The following is a 14,790-nucleotide window of genomic DNA, read 5'->3' as shown; positions in this document are numbered from 1 at the left end:
CCCCGGCAGGCCTTTGCCTCAGGCCTCGCCCCACAAGTCGTGGCCGTCGGCGCCCGTGATCTTCACCGCGACGAACTCGCCCACCTTGTAGCGCTGCGCGCCGCCGGCGGGCGGGTCGATATAGACCAGCCCGTCGATTTCCGGCGCATCCGCGGCCGAGCGGCCGATGCCGCCGTCCTGGTTGACCTCGTCCACCAGCACGCGCAGGGTCTGGCCCACCTTGCGCTGCAGGCGGCGCGCCGAGACTTCCTCCGCCACCTCCATGAAGCGCGCGCGGCGCTCCTCGCGCACCTCGTCGGGCAAGGCGCCCGGCAGGTCGTTGGCGGTGGCGCCGTCCACAGGCGAATAAGCGAAGCAGCCCACGCGGTCCAGTTCGGCCTCGGCGATGAAGTCCAGCAAGGTCTGGAACTCTGCCTCGGTCTCGCCCGGGAAACCGGCGATGAAGGTGCTGCGGATGGTCAGCTCGGGGCAGATCTCGCGCCACGCGCGGATGCGGTCCATGGTCTTCTCCGCATTGGCCGGGCGCTTCATGCGCTTGAGCACGTCCGGGTGGGCGTGCTGCAGCGGCACGTCCAGGTACGGCAACACGTGGCCCTGCGACATCAGCGGAATGATCTCGTCCACGTGCGGGTACGGGTACACATAATGCAGGCGCACCCAGGCGCCGTAACGGCTGGCCAGTTCGCCCAGCGCCGCCACCAGCTCGGTCATGCGGGTCTTGAGCGGACGGCCGTCCCAGAAGCCGGTGCGGTACTTGACGTCCACGCCGTAGGCACTGGTGTCCTGCGAAATCACCAGCAGTTCCTTCACGCCCGACTTGAACAGGTTCTCCGCCTCCAGCATGACCTCCGCCACCGGGCGCGACACCAGGTCGCCGCGCATCGACGGGATGATGCAGAACGAGCAGCGATGATTGCAGCCCTCGGAAATCTTCAGGTAAGCGTAGTGCTTCGGCGTGAGCTTGATGCCGGCCGGCGGCACCAGGTCGGTAAACGGGTCGTGCGGCTTGGGCAGGTGCGTGTGCACCGCCTGCATCACCTCGCCCAGCGCATGCGGACCGGTCACGGCCAGCACCTTGGGATGCACCGAGGTAATGATGTCCTCGCCGTTCGCATTCTTCTTCGCGCCCAGGCAACCGGTCACGATCACCTTGCCGTTCTCGGTCAGCGCCTCGCCGATCGCGTCGAGGCTTTCCTGCACCGCTTCGTCGATGAAGCCGCAGGTATTGACCACCACCAGGTCCGCGCCGTCATAGGTCCCGCTGATGGCATAGCCCTCGGCGCGCAGCTGGGTGATGATCTGCTCGGAGTCGACCAGGGCTTTCGGGCAGCCCAGGCTGACGAATCCCACATTTGGAATACGGTCTTTGTTTGTCGTTGATTCTGCAGGGTTTTTCACGGTTACTTCCAAATGTGGGGCGGGCCGGGCGGGACATGGCCGCGGGGCCGTACGAAGCCAATCGCGCATTTTAACCGTTCGCTGGCGTTTGCCGGCGGCTGGCGCCGCACACGAAGGCACCCGTTGCGCGCGGTGGCGTCACACCGGGGACGGCAAGGCCCGCGGCAAGCCTTCCGACGCACCCTCGATCACCCCGCGAATCTCTCGCGAATCCTGCATGCGCCGGATCGCGTCGTGCAGTTCGGCGGCCTGGGGCCAGGTCCGCTTCAGATAGCTGAGCCACAGCTTGACGCGGCCGTGCTCGTGGCAGGAAGCGATGCGGTTCTGCAATTTCCTGAGGTAGTCGGCGATATGGCGCAGCACGAGGGGCCATTCCTCGCCGGAGGCCGACCGGTCCATCCGGCCGCGTATGCGCAGGGCGAGGAAGGGATCGGAGACGGCGCCGCGCCCGATCATCACGTCGGCGCAGCCGCTCACGGCCCGGCATCGCTCCCAGTCGTCGACGGTCCAGACTTCTCCGTTGGCGATGACCGGCACATCCACCGCGGCGTCGATGCGCGCGATCCATTCCCAGTGGGCCGGGGGCCGGTAGCCATGGTCGCGCGTGCGCGCGTGCACGACGATGGAGGCCGCGCCGCCTTCGGCCAGCGCGGTTGCGCAGTCGATGGCCAGCGCGGTATCGGACACGCCGAGCCGCATCTTCGCCGTCACGGCGATGCCGGCTGGCACCGCGGCGCGCACCGACGAGACGATCCGGTTCAGCAGTTCGGGATCCGCCAGCAGCATGGCGCCGCCGCCGTGCCGGTTGACGACTTTGGCGGGACAGCCGAAATTGAGGTCGATGCCGTGTGGCGACAGGCTGGCCGCCTGGGCGGCATTCAGGGCCAGCCAGCCGGGGTCGCTGCCGAGCAGCTGGATCACCATCGGCGTGCCGCTGGGCGTATGGCCGCCGTGGAGGATTTCGGGCGTGTCCCTCTCGTAGACGCGATCGGGAAGCAGGGAGCCCGTCACGCGGACGAACTCGGACACGCAGCCGTCGTATCCGCCCGTGCCGGTCAGCACGTCGCGCAGCACGTAGTCCGCCAGCCCCTCCATGGGAGCGAGGAACAGCCGGCTCATGCGAAAGCCGGCGCCGCGGTGCAGCGCTTGTCCTGGCTGGTGTCTGGGATTTCGGGGGGCATTGCGATTCGCGCTTTGCAGGCGAGTCCGCAAGATGAATCGCCACACTTGAAAGGGATAGCCGCTGCGCTGAATCCGCGCGCCGGCCGAACGGGCGTGATTCTACCCGATTGTCCCTGGGAGCCCCGGGGCAAGGGGCAGCGGCATCGGGCAACACGATGCGGCACCGGCCGGCACGCCGCGTTCCCGCACGCGGGAGCGGGCGAAAGGGAGCCCGCGAAGGGAGCCGGCGAAAGCCGGTGAACGCCCGCCTTACTTCTTCTCGGGCTGGTTGAACGGGAAGGTGCCGAACATGTTCTTGGCCTGGCTCTGCATCTGCTCCTGCATCTGCACGAACAGGTTCTTGCTCTGCTCGATGTAGTTGCTCATCATGCCCTGCATCATCGGCCCCTGCATGTTCATGAACTGGGACCACATGTCGGGGCTGAACGGCTCGCCCGAGTACAGGCCCTTGGAGTTCTCGGCCAGCTTGCTCTGGATCTCGATGAAGGCCTGGATGTTCTTCTCCAGGTAGGTGCCCATCATGCCCTGCATCGCGTGGCCGTAGAAGCGGATGATCTGCGAGAGCATCGCGCTGGAGAACATCGGCACGCCGCCGGTCTCTTCTTCGAGGATGATCTGCAGCAGGATGCTGCGCGTGAGTTCGTCACCGGACTTGGCGTCGATCACCTTGAAATCTTCGGTGTCCATCACGAGCTGCTTGACGTCGGCCAGCGTGATGTAGGTGCTGGTCTGCGTATCGTAGAGCCGGCGATTTGGATACTTCTTGATCAGTCGCTCTGCGCCTTTCTTGGTGGTAGCCATCGGTGCTCTATCCTTTTATCGTCGCTGTTGCATGTTGCTGCACCGCATGCTGTGCGGTGCGCAATCGGGGGACCGCCAGCGGGGGATACAACGTGTTGACCTGCAACGCATGATCTATTTTGGTGCGGGCGAGCCGCTGCCCTGATTCTATGCCCAACAAGGCACTAATGAAAGCCGGAGGGTTTAAGGAAAACCCGCACGGGACAATGGATTGCGGGAATTTCTCGCGAAGAACCCGGGTCGGGCTGCAGCATTGATGCGGTGCGGGCGGTGCAACGCAATAATCGGCGCCGGAAAAAAGAAAAGGCCCTCCGCAGAGGGCCCTGGCGCCGGGAAAGCCGCCCTGGCGGCGATCAGCCCATGTGCAGGCCGCCGTTGAGCGAGAAATCCGCGCCGGTGGCGAAGCCCGATTCCTCGGACGCAAGCCACGCGCAGATCGAGGCGATTTCCTCGGGGCCACCGAGGCGCTTGACCGGAATCGTGCCGACGATCTTGTCCAGCACGTCCTGGCGGATCGACTTGACCATGTCGGTGGCGATGTAGCCGGGCGACACGGTGTTGACGGTCACGCCCTTGGTCGCCACTTCCTGCGCCAGCGCCATGGTGAAACCGTGCAGGCCGGCCTTGGCGGTGGAGTAGTTGGTCTGGCCGAACTGGCCCTTCTGGCCGTTGACCGACGAGATGTTGACGATGCGGCCGAAGCCGCGGTCGGCCATGCCGTCGATGACCTGCTTGGTCACGTTGAACAGCGAGGTCAGGTTGGTGTCGATCACGGCGTCCCAGTCGGCGCGCGTCATCTTGCGGAACACCACGTCGCGCGTGATGCCGGCGTTGTTGATCAGGACGTCGATCTCGCCGACCTCGGCCTTGACCTTGTCGAACGCGGCCTTGGTCGAATCCCAGTCGGCGACGTTGCCCTCGGAGGCGATGAAGTCGAAGCCCAGGGCCTTCTGCTGCTCGAGCCACTTCTCGCGGCGCGGCGAATTGGGGCCGCAGCCGGCCACGACCTTGAAGCCTTCCTTGGCCAGGCGCTGGCAGATGGCCGTTCCGATGCCGCCCATGCCACCCGTTACGTATGCGATGCGCTGAGTCATATCTACTCCTTGATGGCTAATTGTTATTTAGGCCGGCGGCGGGAAAAGCCTTCTCGCCACCGGCACACCCCTCTGATCGGCCTGGCGGGACATGCCGCGCCAGGCCGTTGCTTTCCTTTACTGGCGTTCGACTGCCAGCGCCACGCCCATGCCGCCGCCGATGCACAGCGAGGCCAGGCCCTTCTTGGCGTCGCGGCGCTTCATTTCGTGCAGCAGCGTGACCAGCACGCGGCAGCCCGATGCGCCGATCGGGTGGCCGATGGCGATGGCGCCGCCGTTGACGTTCACCTTGGAGGTATCCCAGCCCATCTGCTTGTGCACGGCCAGGGCCTGCGCGGCGAAGGCTTCGTTGATTTCCATCAGGTCCAGTTCCTCCACGCTCCAGCCGGCGCGCGACAGGCAGCGCTTGGAGGCCGGGACGGGGCCCATGCCCATCACCTTGGGATCGACGCCCGCGGTACCGTAGGCACGGATGGTGGCCAGCGGCGTCAGGCCGAGTTCCTTGGCCTTGGCGGCGGACATCACCACCACGGCGGCGGCGCCGTCGTTCAGGCCCGAGGCGTTGGCCGCGGTCACCGTGCCGGCCTTGTCGAAGGCCGGCTTGAGGCCGGACAGGCCATCCAGCGTGACGCCGTGGCGCACGAATTCGTCGGTGGCGAACTGCACCGGGTCGCCCTTGCGCTGGGGAATCGGCACCGGGACGATTTCCTCGTCGAAGCGGCCGGCCTTCTGGGCAGCCTCGGCCTTGTTCTGCGAACCGACCGCGAACTCGTCCTGGGCTTCGCGCGTGATGCCGTATTCCTTGGCGACGTTCTCTGCGGTGACGCCCATGTGGTACTGGTTGTAGACGTCCCACAGGCCGTCCACGATCATGCTGTCGACCAGCTTCGCGTCGCCCATGCGGAAGCCGTCGCGCGAGCCCGGCAGCACGTGCGGGGCGGCGCTCATGTTTTCCTGGCCGCCCGCCACCACGATCTCGGCATCGCCGGCGGCGATGGCGTTGGCGGCCAGCATCACGGCCTTCAGGCCGGAGCCGCACACCTTGTTGATGGTCATGGCCGGCACCATCACCGGCAGGCCGGCCTTGAGCGAGGCCTGGCGCGCCGGATTCTGGCCGGAGCCGGCGGCCAGCACCTGGCCCATGATCACTTCGCTGACCTGCTCGGGCTTGACGCCGGCGCGCTCGAGCGCGGCCTTGATGACGATGGCGCCCAGTTCCGGCGCGGGGATCTTGGCGAGCGAGCCGCCGAACTTGCCAACCGCGGTACGGGCAGCGGATACGATGACAATGTCAGTCATTGGGAGATCCTCTCGAGATGATTGCGTGTAGGAAGTGAATCAGCCGGCCGCCGCAAGGCAGCCGGTCCGGACGAATCTCATGCCTTGGCCTTGACGTAGCGTCCGGGGGCCGGCTCGATGGCACGGTAGTCCTTGTTGCCGTAGTCCGCCGGGGCGGCCTTGCGCGCGCCGGCATGCCGGGCCAGCCACGCCGCCCAGTCCGGCCACCAGCTGCCGGCATGCTCGGTGGCGCCGTCCAGCCATGCCTGCGCCGTGTCCGCGATCTTGTCGTTGGTCCAGTGGCTGCGCTTGTTCTTGGCCGGCGGGTTGATCACGCCGGCGATGTGGCCGGACGCGCCGAGCACGAAGCGCACCTTGTTCTCGAGCAGCGCGGTCGAGGCATAGGCCGACGTCCACGGCACGATGTGGTCCTCGCGCGAGCCGTAGACATAGGTCGGCACGTCGATGCTGCGCAAGTCCACCGGCGCATTGCACACGGTCAGCTTGCCCGGCACCTTCAGTTCGTTCTGCAGGTAGGTGTGGCGCAGGTACCAGCAGTACCAGGGGCCCGGCAGGTTGGTGGCGTCGCCGTTCCAGAACAGCAGGTCGAACGGCACCGGCGTGTTGCCCTTCAGGTAGTTGTCGACGACGTAGTTCCACACCAGGTCGTTGGGGCGCAGGAAGGAGAAGGTATTGGCCAGCTCCACGCCGCGCAGCAGCGCGCAGGGCGTGCCGGCCGCGCCGCCGAGGGTGGCCTCGCGCAGCTGCACGTGGGCCTCGTCGACGAACACGTCGAGCACGCCGGTATCGGCGAAATCCAGCAGCGTGGTCAGCAGCGTGAGGCTGGCCACCGGACGCTCGCCGCGATGGGCCAGCACGGCCAGCGCGGTGGCGGCGATGGTGCCGCCGACGCAGAAGCCGAGCAGGTTGATCTGGTCCTGGCCGCTGATCTCGCGCACGACCTCGATCGCGCGGATCGCCGCGTGCTCGATGTAGTCGTCCCAGCCCAGCTCGGCCATCGAGGCGTCCGGGTTGCGCCACGACACCACGTAGACGGTGTGGCCCTGCCCCACCATGTAGTTGACCAGAGAGCTTTCGGGCTGCAGGTCGAGGATGTAGTACTTGTTGATGCAGGGGGGCACCAGCAGCAGCGGCCGGGCGAACACCTTGCTGGTGGTGGCCTTGTACTGCAGCAACTGGAAGTAGGTGTTCTCGTAGACTACCGCGCCCTCGGTGACGGCCACGTTGCGGCCCACCTCGAAGGCGGATTCGTCGGTCTGGGAGATCTTGCCGCGGCCCAGGTCGTCCAGCATGTTGCGCACGCCCGCGCGCAGCGATTCGCCGCCCGATTCGATCAGGCGCTTCTGCGCTTCCGGGTTGGTGGCCAGGAAGTTGGCCGGCGACATGGCGTCGACCCACTGCGAGATCGCGAAGCGGATGCGCTGGCGCGTCTTGGCGTCGGCCTCGACGGCGCCCGCCAGCTCGTTCATGGCGCGCGCGTTGATGAGGTAGAACGCGGCCGCGTAGTGGAAGGCCGCGCTGCTGCGCCAGGCCTCGCCGGAAAAGCGGCGGTCGCTCAGGACCGTGGCGGGGTTGGCGCCGCCTTCGGCCATGCTGCGCCACAGCTCGGTGAAGTCCTTCATGTAGCGCTGCTGGATGTCGGCGAGCTGGTCGGGCGGGATTGTCACGCCTGCCACGCCGGACCCGGCCAGCGCATCGAGGCCGGGAATGCCGGGCATGCCCAGGGGCATTACCGCGCCGTTGCCGTTAACGCTGCCGTTGGCTTGTGCCTGACGGGACCATGCCAGCCATGCTGCTGGATCGAATGGCCCCGGTGCAAATGAAAACGGTTGGGACTTGTCTTCCTTGGGGGAAGCTGCCGCACCTTTGCCGGTTGCCATGATGTTTCGTCTCTCTGCCGTCACTTATATGAAGGCTGCCGGACGGTGTGCCGCCATTGCGCGCTACGCCGCCGCCAGTCTCGGAACCGGCCCGCGCTGACACCCTCGGCTGGTGATGTCATGCGGTATGCTTGCCGGACATGCCGCGCCGCGCACCGGTTGGTCGCGGCGAAGCCTGCGAATGCCGCGAGCAGGCCGGCCTCGCAAGACATTCGAGGCCATTGTTGCCTTGCAATGTTGTGCCTGTCAATGCGGAAAACTGCGCGGGCGGGCGGCGCCCGCAAAATGCGCCCGGCGGGCGCCTGGCGCGAGCCTGCGCGCTTCCGGACCGGCGTCTTTCGGGGGCCGCGCCGGACCAAGGGGCGAGCTTGCCCGAGGAGGATGACGTTCTGATGTACATCGTTGCAGCCGGCTGGCTCTACGTGACCCTGATGATGGCGATCACCGAGCATACCGTGGTGGCGGGCGTGGCCACTTTCGCCTTCTATGGCCTGGGGCCGGTGGCCATCCTGATGTACATCATGGGCACGCCTGGCCGCCGCCGGCGCCGCAAGGCCGAGGAAGCGATGGCGGAGCGGCAGGCAACGGACGGCCAGACGCCATCCGCGACATCCGCGACGTCCGCACCATCCGCACCATCCGCGCAGAGCGGCACGGGCGCGGAGCCGGCTCCGGCGCCGCGCGAGTAAACCAGCCGAGTGAACCAGCCAGTGCTCAGCCTGCCAGCCAGGCCAGGCTGGCCATGCGGCCAGTGACGCCGTCGCGGCGGTAGGAATAGAAGCGCTGCGCGTCGGTGACGGTACAGGTGTCGCCACCGTAGACATCGGTGCAGCCAGCCCGGGCCAGCCGGGTCCGCGCCAGCGCATAGAGATCGGCGAAGTACTTGCCTGCCGCCCCGGGGCGGAACGCCGCGCCGACCAGCGCGATTTCCTCCGGCCGCGCCGCGTCCAGGAAAGCCTGCCGCACCTCCGCCCCCACCTCGAACGCCTGCGGCCCGATGGCCGGCCCCAGCCACGCCAGCCATTGCGCCTGCGGCCCCGCCTGCGCGCCCATGCGCGCCAGCGCGGCTTCGATCACGCCCGAGCAGAGCCCCCGCCAGCCCGCGTGCGCGGCGCCCACCACGGTACCGGCGCGGTCGCACAGCAGCACCGGCAGGCAATCGGCGGTCATCACCGCGCAGACGCGCCCCGGTGCCGTGGCGATGCTGGCGTCGGCGCGCGGCACCGCGCCGCCGGCGTCAGGCTGGTCCGCGGTCGCGACCGCGCAGCCGTGCACCTGCTCCAGCCAGGCGGGCGCCGCGGGCAGCCGCGCGGCCAGGCGCGCGCGGTTGGCGGCCACCGCCGCGGGATCGTCGCCCACATGCGTGCCCAGGTTGAGCCCGCCCGGACTGCCGCCGGCCAGGCCGTAAGGTCCGCCGCTGACGCCGCCCCGGCGCGTGGTGGACAGCGCGCGCACACGCGCCGGCGCCGGCCAGTCCGGCACCAGCCAGCCCGGTTCAGTCGTCATCGCCATACACCCACACGCCGTCTTCGCCTTCGACCCAGCCGTCATCGTCGTCATCGTCGCCGGTGCCCTCGAAGGCGAACATGTCGATCAGGGCCTGCAGGTCGTCGGGCGGCGGCGCCTCCCAGGCCATGTCCTTGCCGGTGACGGGATGCACCAGCCCGAGCCGGAAGGCATGCAATGCCTGGCGGCCCAGCGGCACCGGCAGCGGCGCCTTGATCGCCGGGCGCTGGCCGCGCCGGGTGGCGGCGCGGTGGTAGACCGGGTCGCCCAGCAGCGGATGGCCGATCGATTCGAAATGCACGCGGATCTGGTGCGTGCGGCCGGTTTCCAGCTGGCACATCACCATGGAGACATAGCCGCGGCCGAGCGGCACCGTGCCCAGCGTGCGGAAATGCGTGCGCGACGCCTTGCCGCTGTTGGTCAGCACCACGCCCATGCGGGTGCGCTCGCGCGGGTCGCGGCCGATCGGCGCGTCGATGGTGCCGGAATCTGGCGTGGTGCCCCACACCAGCGCCAGGTAGCGCCGCTTGACGGTACGCGCCTGCAACTGGCGCACCAGGTCGGTCTGCGCGGTCAGCGTGCGGGCCACCACCATCAGGCCGGTGGTTTCCTTGTCGAGCCGGTGGACGATGCCGGCGCGCGGCAGCCCCACCGATTCGGGATAACGGCGCAGCAGGCCGTTGAGCACGGTGCCGCCCCAGTTGCCCGCCGCCGGATGGACGACCAGGCCGGCGGGCTTGTTGATGACCAGCAGCGTGGCGTCTTCGTACACCACGTCCAGCTCGACGTCCTCGGCCACGAAGGCGCGCGACTCCGGCGCGGCCTGCGGCCTCACCTCGATGCGCTCGCCCATCTGCACGGCGTCGCGCGAACGGCGCGGGGCGCCGTTGACCAGCACCGCGCCGTCTTCGATCCATTGCTGCAGGCGGCTGCGCGAGAAGCCGCCGAGGTGGCGGGCAAGCAGTTTGTCGAGGCGCTCGCCATGTGAAGCGCTATCGACATCGAACGAGACCGGCTGCATCTCCGTCTCGATCGGCGTGAGCGGCGCGCCGAGCGGCAGGCCGCCCAGCGCGGCCACGTCGACGAGGTCTTCCAGATCCTCCACCTCGTTCAAGGCGTCGGCCAGATCCGCCGCTTGCGGCGTGGTGCCCTTGGCGGCGGTTTCCGGCAAGGGGCTTGGGCTATAATGCTTGACGCTATTTTTCATCCGGGATACGTTGCCCATGCAATTGATGAGCATGAAGCGCGCCAGTTGGCGCGCAAGAATTGGAGCGATTCTGCTCGCAGGCGGCTGCGTCATGCTGTCGGCATGCGGCCTGCTGTCGGATCAACCAGACGAGACTGCCGGCTGGTCGGCCAACAAATTATATTCGGAAGCCAAGGAAGCTCTCGATTCAGGTGACTTTACCCGCGCAGTGAAGCTGTACGAAAAGCTCGAAAGCCGCTATCCGTTCGGCCGTTTCGCGCAGCAGGCGCAGATCGACACCGCCTACGCGAACTACAAGGATGGCGAGACCGCCGCGGCGCTTGCCTCGGTCGACCGCTTCATCCAGTTGCACCCGAATCACCCGAACATCGATTATGCCTACTATCTCAAGGGCCTGATCAACTTCAACGACAACCTCGGATGGCTCGGCCGCTTCTCCGGCCAGGACCTGAGCGAGCGCGACCCGAAGGCCGCGCGCGCCGCGTATGACGCATTCAACACGCTGATCACGCGCTTCCCGGAAAGCAAGTACGCCGCGGACGCGAGCGCGCGCATGCAGTACATCGTGAACTCGCTGGCCCAGCACGAAGTCCACGCGGCGCGCTACTATTACCGCCGGGGCGCCTACCTGGCCGCCGCCAACCGGGCCCAGCAGGCGCTCAAGGACTACGACGGCGCGCCCGCCAACGAGGAAGCGCTGTACATCATGATCCGGTCCTACGATTCGCTGGGCATGAAGGATCTGCGCGACGACACCGCGCGCGTGATGGAAAAGAACTTCCCGGACAGCGATTACATCAAGTACGGCGAGCGCCGCAAGGACAAGTCCTGGTGGGAAGTGTTCTGAGCGACCCCCAGCGCGCATGAAAAAGCCCGATTCCGATCGGGCTTTTTCTTTGCCTGCGCGCCGGTTGCCCGCGCGCCTACGCGGCGGGCGGTTCGCCGCCGGACGCGCTGCCGGCGCCGCCGTTCGTTTGATCCCCCTGATCCGCCTGATCCGCCTCTTCCGTCTCTCCCGCCGGCCCGCTCCCGTCGCGCAGCGTCTCCAGGAAATGGATCACCGTGTCCGCCTCGCGCGTGCGCTTGAACGGCGGCAGGCTCTGCCAGATCTGGCGGCCGTAGGGCTTCTCCACCAGCCGGGTATCGCAGATCACCAGCACGCCGCGGTCGGTCTCCGAGCGGATCAGGCGCCCGGCGCCCTGCTTCAGCGTGATCACCGCGTGCGGCAGCTGGTGCGCGGCGAACGGGCTCATCCCCTTCTTCTGCAGCACCTCCATGCGCGCGGCCAGCACCGGGTCGTCGGGCGGGGCGAACGGCAGCTTGTCGATGATGACCAGCGACAGCGCCTCGCCGCGCACGTCCACGCCCTCCCAGAAACTCTGGCTGCCGACCAGCACCGCGTTGCCAAGCTCGCGGAAGCGGTCCAGCAGCTCGGTGCGGCTGGCCTGGCCCTGCACCAGCAGCGGCAGCTCCAGGCCGCGCTCGGCGAATGCGTCGTAGAGCAGGTCGGAGGCGCGCTGCACCGCGCGCAGCGTGGTGCAGAGCAGGAAGGCCCGCCCGCCGGCCGCCTCGATCAGCGGCAGCGCGGCCTGCACCACGGCATCGGTAAACTGCGGCGACTGCGGCGCCGGCAGGTCGCGCGGCACATAGAGCAGGCCCTGCTCGGCGTAATCGAACGGGCTGGGCAGCGTGAGCGACTTTTCCTTGTCGAGCCCGAGCTGCGCGGCATAGTGGCTGAAATTGCCCTTCACCGACAGCGTGGCGGAGGTGAAGACCCAGGCGCGCGGATGCCCTTCGCGCTGGCGCGTGAAGATCGGTGCGATCGACAAGGGCGTGCGATGCAGTTGCACGGTATGGGAGAACACCTCCACCCAGCGCACCGTGTCCGGCCCGAAGGCGGCTTCCGGCGTGGCGGCATCGGCGCCCTCGCCGCCGGCCGGCGCCGGCTTCGGCGCGGCCTGGGCTTCGCTGCGCCACGCGGCCAGGCGCTGCTCCAGCTCCACCGCGCGGCGGTGGCACTGCTCCAGCGATTCGGCGCGCTCGGCCTGGCTCTCGAGCAGGGCCACGAAATCCGCCAGCGCGCTTTCCAGCGCGTCCAGCGTCTCGAAGAACGGCTTGCTGATGCGCGGATCGGCCTCGACCTGGCTGACCGCCAGGCGCACGTTGTCCTTGCTGAAGGCCAGCCGCAGGTCGCGCGCGGCGCGCTCCAGCGGCGCGGCGATGCGCACCCAGTCCGCCGCGTCGCGCGCATGCGAGAGGCCCTCGGCCACGGTATCGCGCGCGATTTCCAGCAGCTGGCTGGTGGACAGGCTTTCGCCGAAAAACAGCGTGGCGGTCTCCGGCAACTGGTGGGCTTCGTCGAAGATCACGGTGTTGGCGGCCGGCAGCAGCTCGGCCATGCCGGTATCGCGCAGCACCACGTCGGCGAAGAACAGGTGATGGTTGACCACCACGATGTCGGCCTGCTGCGCCTCCTTGCGGGCGCGCATGACGAAGCACTCCTTGTAGTGCGGGCACTCGGTGCCGAGGCAGTTGTCGCGCGTCGAGGTGACCAGTTGCCAGACCGGCGCATTCTCGGGCACCGAGGCCAGCTCCGCCTTGTCGCCCGACGCCGTGACCTTGGCGAAGCTGGCGATCTCGCGCAGCCAGGCCGCGTCCTGGCGCGACGCCAGCCGGCCCTGGGCCTCGGCCCGTTCCAGGTGGTAGTGGCACAGGTAGTTGGCCCGTCCCTTGAGCAGCGAGACCGACACCGGCACGTTGAGCGCGCGCCGCACGGTCGGGATGTCGCGCAGGAACAGCTGGTCCTGCAGGTTCTTGGTGCCGGTGGAGAGGATCACCTTGCCGCCCCACAGCATCGCGGGCACCAGGTAGGCGAAGGTCTTGCCGGTGCCGGTGCCGGCCTCGACGATGACCGTGTCGCTGGCCTCGATGGCGCCCGCCACGGCCGCGGCCATGCGCTCCTGCGCGTCGCGCGGGCGGTAGCCGTCGATGGCCTGCGCCAGCGTGCCGGTCCTGGCAAAGATGGTGGCAAGCTGGGCCGCGTGGGCGGCCGCGTTGCCGGTGGCGCCGGCATGGCCGGCGACACCGGTGCCGCCCTCGTCGAGGCCGGGCGCTGCGGGCAGCGCGGGCGCCGCGGGCGTATCAGGGAGATCTTCGGAAGCAGGCAAGGCGAGGCTTTCTGGCGAGCCGGCTCGGCGCCGGCCCGGGGATGAGAGGGACGAGAACGTCTATCGGCAAGCGCTCAGGCGGGCACGTCCGGCTCGAGCTGAAGCTGGAGCAGCGTGATCGCATCCTTGAGCTTGAGGCGGCGCTTTTTCAGGCGCCGCATCTGCAGTTCGTCGTGCGTGGCGTCAGACGCCATGCGGTCGATCAGGTAGTCCAGGTCGCGGTGCTCGATCTGCAACTCCATGATCTGCCGCGCTAGGGTATTCAGGTTGCGGTCCATGGGCTCCCCTGCTCAAGGCCGGCGCTGCGCCGGCGCCGCCGGCATGGCGCGGGCGCCGGCTGTTGTCGCCAATTGTGGGCTATCGCCATTGTCGCCGGTATTGCCTCCGGCCGTGGGCACGGCGCGCACCGCTCAGAAACCGAAGGGCCGCGGCGCGGACCCTTGCCCTTGCTGCTGCTCCTTGGCCTTGGCGCGGCGCTCGTCGAGATCCTTCTGCCGCTGCTCGGCGTCGCGCTGCTTGGCGTCGAAGGCCTTCACGTTTTCTTGGCGCTGCTGGGCCTTCTGCGCGGCCTGGTCCTGCGCCTGCCTGACGCGGGCGTCGAAATCCGCCTGCTTCTTGTCGTAAGCCTGCGCATTGGCCGCGCGCTGCGGCGCGCCCGCCGCATGCTCCGCGTCGCGCAGCTGCTGCTCCTGCTGCTTGCGCTCGAAGCTTTCGCGGCTGGCCTGCTCGTTGGCCTCGCGCTTGGGCTGGTCGGCCTCGTATTCGGCATTGCGGATGGCCTGCTCGCGGTCGCGCTCGACCGCCTTGAAAGCGCGCTCGGCGTCGCCGACCTCGAGTTCGCGCTTGCGCAGCACTTGCAGCTCGGCGCGCTGCTCGTCCTTGGCCTTGTCGAGGCAATGGTTGACGAAGAACTTGCTGTAGCAGTCATGCGCCGACTGCCCGTAGCGGTAGTTGGTCCACTCGCGCGAATCGTTGATGGCCTTGCGCTCGGCGGCAAAGTCCCGGGGCGGCGCCGGCGGCGCGGCAGTCTCGGGCGCCGGCGCGGGCGTCTGCGCCATGCCGGGCACAGGCAGCAGCCACGCCGCCGCCAGGGCGGCCAGCAGGAAGCGCCGCGCGCGCGGCAGGCGGGGCACGCGGGCCGCCGCGCGGATGGCGCGGCGGGCTGGGAACGCGGCCGGATGGGCGGCCGGATGTGGCTTGACGATCATGCCCGGATTCTATCATCCGGCCTGCCTCTTGCCGCGCTGCCGGCGCCG

At 68.4% G+C, this 14,790-nt stretch carries 13 protein-coding genes; 2 read left to right on the top strand and 11 right to left on the bottom strand.

The window, feature by feature from the left end; genetic code table 11:
- Nucleotides 1–18 precede the first annotated feature (18 nt).
- The 6 genes from rimO to phaC all read right to left on the bottom strand — a co-directional run bounded on the left by rimO (nucleotide 19) and on the right by phaC (nucleotide 7,654).
- A complete protein-coding gene (gene rimO, locus ACKI2N_RS08945; RefSeq protein WP_420993862.1) occupies nucleotides 19–1,398 on the bottom strand; it encodes a 30S ribosomal protein S12 methylthiotransferase RimO in 1,380 nt (459 codons plus the stop codon).
- Nucleotides 1,399–1,536: 138 nt separating this feature from the next.
- Nucleotides 1,537–2,517: a tRNA dihydrouridine synthase gene (locus ACKI2N_RS08940; protein ID WP_420993861.1), complete on the bottom strand. Its 981-nt coding sequence runs from the start codon at nucleotides 2,515–2,517 to the stop codon at nucleotides 1,537–1,539.
- Between the two features lie 312 nt (nucleotides 2,518–2,829).
- Nucleotides 2,830–3,381 (bottom strand): polyhydroxyalkanoate synthesis repressor PhaR, encoded by a 552-nt coding sequence (gene phaR / locus ACKI2N_RS08935; RefSeq protein WP_420993860.1) that lies wholly within the window; start codon nucleotides 3,379–3,381, stop codon nucleotides 2,830–2,832.
- Nucleotides 3,382–3,734: 353 nt separating this feature from the next.
- The gene (locus tag ACKI2N_RS08930) at nucleotides 3,735–4,475 is read right to left on the bottom strand and encodes a 3-ketoacyl-ACP reductase (RefSeq protein ID WP_420993859.1); all 741 of its coding nucleotides are present in this window, start codon (nucleotides 4,473–4,475) and stop codon (nucleotides 3,735–3,737) included.
- Between the two features lie 117 nt (nucleotides 4,476–4,592).
- Nucleotides 4,593–5,774 carry an acetyl-CoA C-acetyltransferase gene (locus ACKI2N_RS08925; protein ID WP_420993858.1) on the bottom strand — a complete coding sequence of 394 codons (1,182 nt, stop codon included), beginning with the start codon at nucleotides 5,772–5,774 and terminating at the stop codon, nucleotides 4,593–4,595.
- Between the two features lie 77 nt (nucleotides 5,775–5,851).
- The gene (gene phaC / locus ACKI2N_RS08920) at nucleotides 5,852–7,654 is read right to left on the bottom strand and encodes a class I poly(R)-hydroxyalkanoic acid synthase (RefSeq protein ID WP_420993857.1); all 1,803 of its coding nucleotides are present in this window, start codon (nucleotides 7,652–7,654) and stop codon (nucleotides 5,852–5,854) included.
- A gap of 392 nt (nucleotides 7,655–8,046) precedes the next feature.
- Between phaC and ACKI2N_RS08915 the strand changes: the two genes are divergently transcribed.
- Complete coding sequence (locus ACKI2N_RS08915) at nucleotides 8,047–8,343, top strand: hypothetical protein (RefSeq protein WP_420993856.1); 297 nt, start codon at nucleotides 8,047–8,049, stop codon at nucleotides 8,341–8,343.
- A gap of 25 nt (nucleotides 8,344–8,368) precedes the next feature.
- Here ACKI2N_RS08915 and pgeF read toward each other — a convergent pair whose 3' ends face one another.
- Together pgeF and ACKI2N_RS08905 are read right to left on the bottom strand one after the other, a co-directional pair.
- Nucleotides 8,369–9,160 carry a peptidoglycan editing factor PgeF gene (gene pgeF, locus ACKI2N_RS08910; RefSeq protein ID WP_426990760.1) on the bottom strand — a complete coding sequence of 264 codons (792 nt, stop codon included), beginning with the start codon at nucleotides 9,158–9,160 and terminating at the stop codon, nucleotides 8,369–8,371.
- Nucleotides 9,150–10,400: an RluA family pseudouridine synthase gene (locus tag ACKI2N_RS08905; protein WP_420993854.1), complete on the bottom strand. Its 1,251-nt coding sequence runs from the start codon at nucleotides 10,398–10,400 to the stop codon at nucleotides 9,150–9,152. The genes pgeF and ACKI2N_RS08905 overlap by 11 nt, the downstream gene beginning before the upstream one ends.
- Here ACKI2N_RS08905 and ACKI2N_RS08900 point away from each other — a divergent pair.
- Nucleotides 10,384–11,214 carry an outer membrane protein assembly factor BamD gene (locus ACKI2N_RS08900; protein WP_420993853.1) on the top strand — a complete coding sequence of 277 codons (831 nt, stop codon included), beginning with the start codon at nucleotides 10,384–10,386 and terminating at the stop codon, nucleotides 11,212–11,214. The genes ACKI2N_RS08905 and ACKI2N_RS08900 overlap by 17 nt on opposite strands.
- Nucleotides 11,215–11,290: 76 nt before the next feature.
- Here ACKI2N_RS08900 and ACKI2N_RS08895 read toward each other — a convergent pair whose 3' ends face one another.
- The 3 genes from ACKI2N_RS08895 to ACKI2N_RS08885 form a co-directional block, all read right to left on the bottom strand.
- Complete coding sequence (locus tag ACKI2N_RS08895) at nucleotides 11,291–13,534, bottom strand: ATP-dependent DNA helicase (protein ID WP_420993852.1); 2,244 nt, start codon at nucleotides 13,532–13,534, stop codon at nucleotides 11,291–11,293.
- Nucleotides 13,535–13,608: 74 nt separating this feature from the next.
- Nucleotides 13,609–13,812 carry a YdcH family protein gene (locus ACKI2N_RS08890; protein ID WP_420993851.1) on the bottom strand — a complete coding sequence of 68 codons (204 nt, stop codon included), beginning with the start codon at nucleotides 13,810–13,812 and terminating at the stop codon, nucleotides 13,609–13,611.
- A 132-nt stretch (nucleotides 13,813–13,944) separates the two neighbouring features.
- Entirely contained in the window at nucleotides 13,945–14,742 is a 798-nt protein-coding gene (locus tag ACKI2N_RS08885) for a hypothetical protein (protein WP_420993850.1), read from the bottom strand.
- Nucleotides 14,743–14,790: the final 48 nt, after the last annotated feature.

The sequence above is a fragment of the Cupriavidus sp. 30B13 genome, from assembly GCF_049059565.2.
Lineage (GTDB): Bacteria > Pseudomonadota > Gammaproteobacteria > Burkholderiales > Burkholderiaceae > Cupriavidus.
Note: the sequence above shows the minus strand (reverse complement) of the source record. Positions and strands in the feature narration are given on the sequence as shown.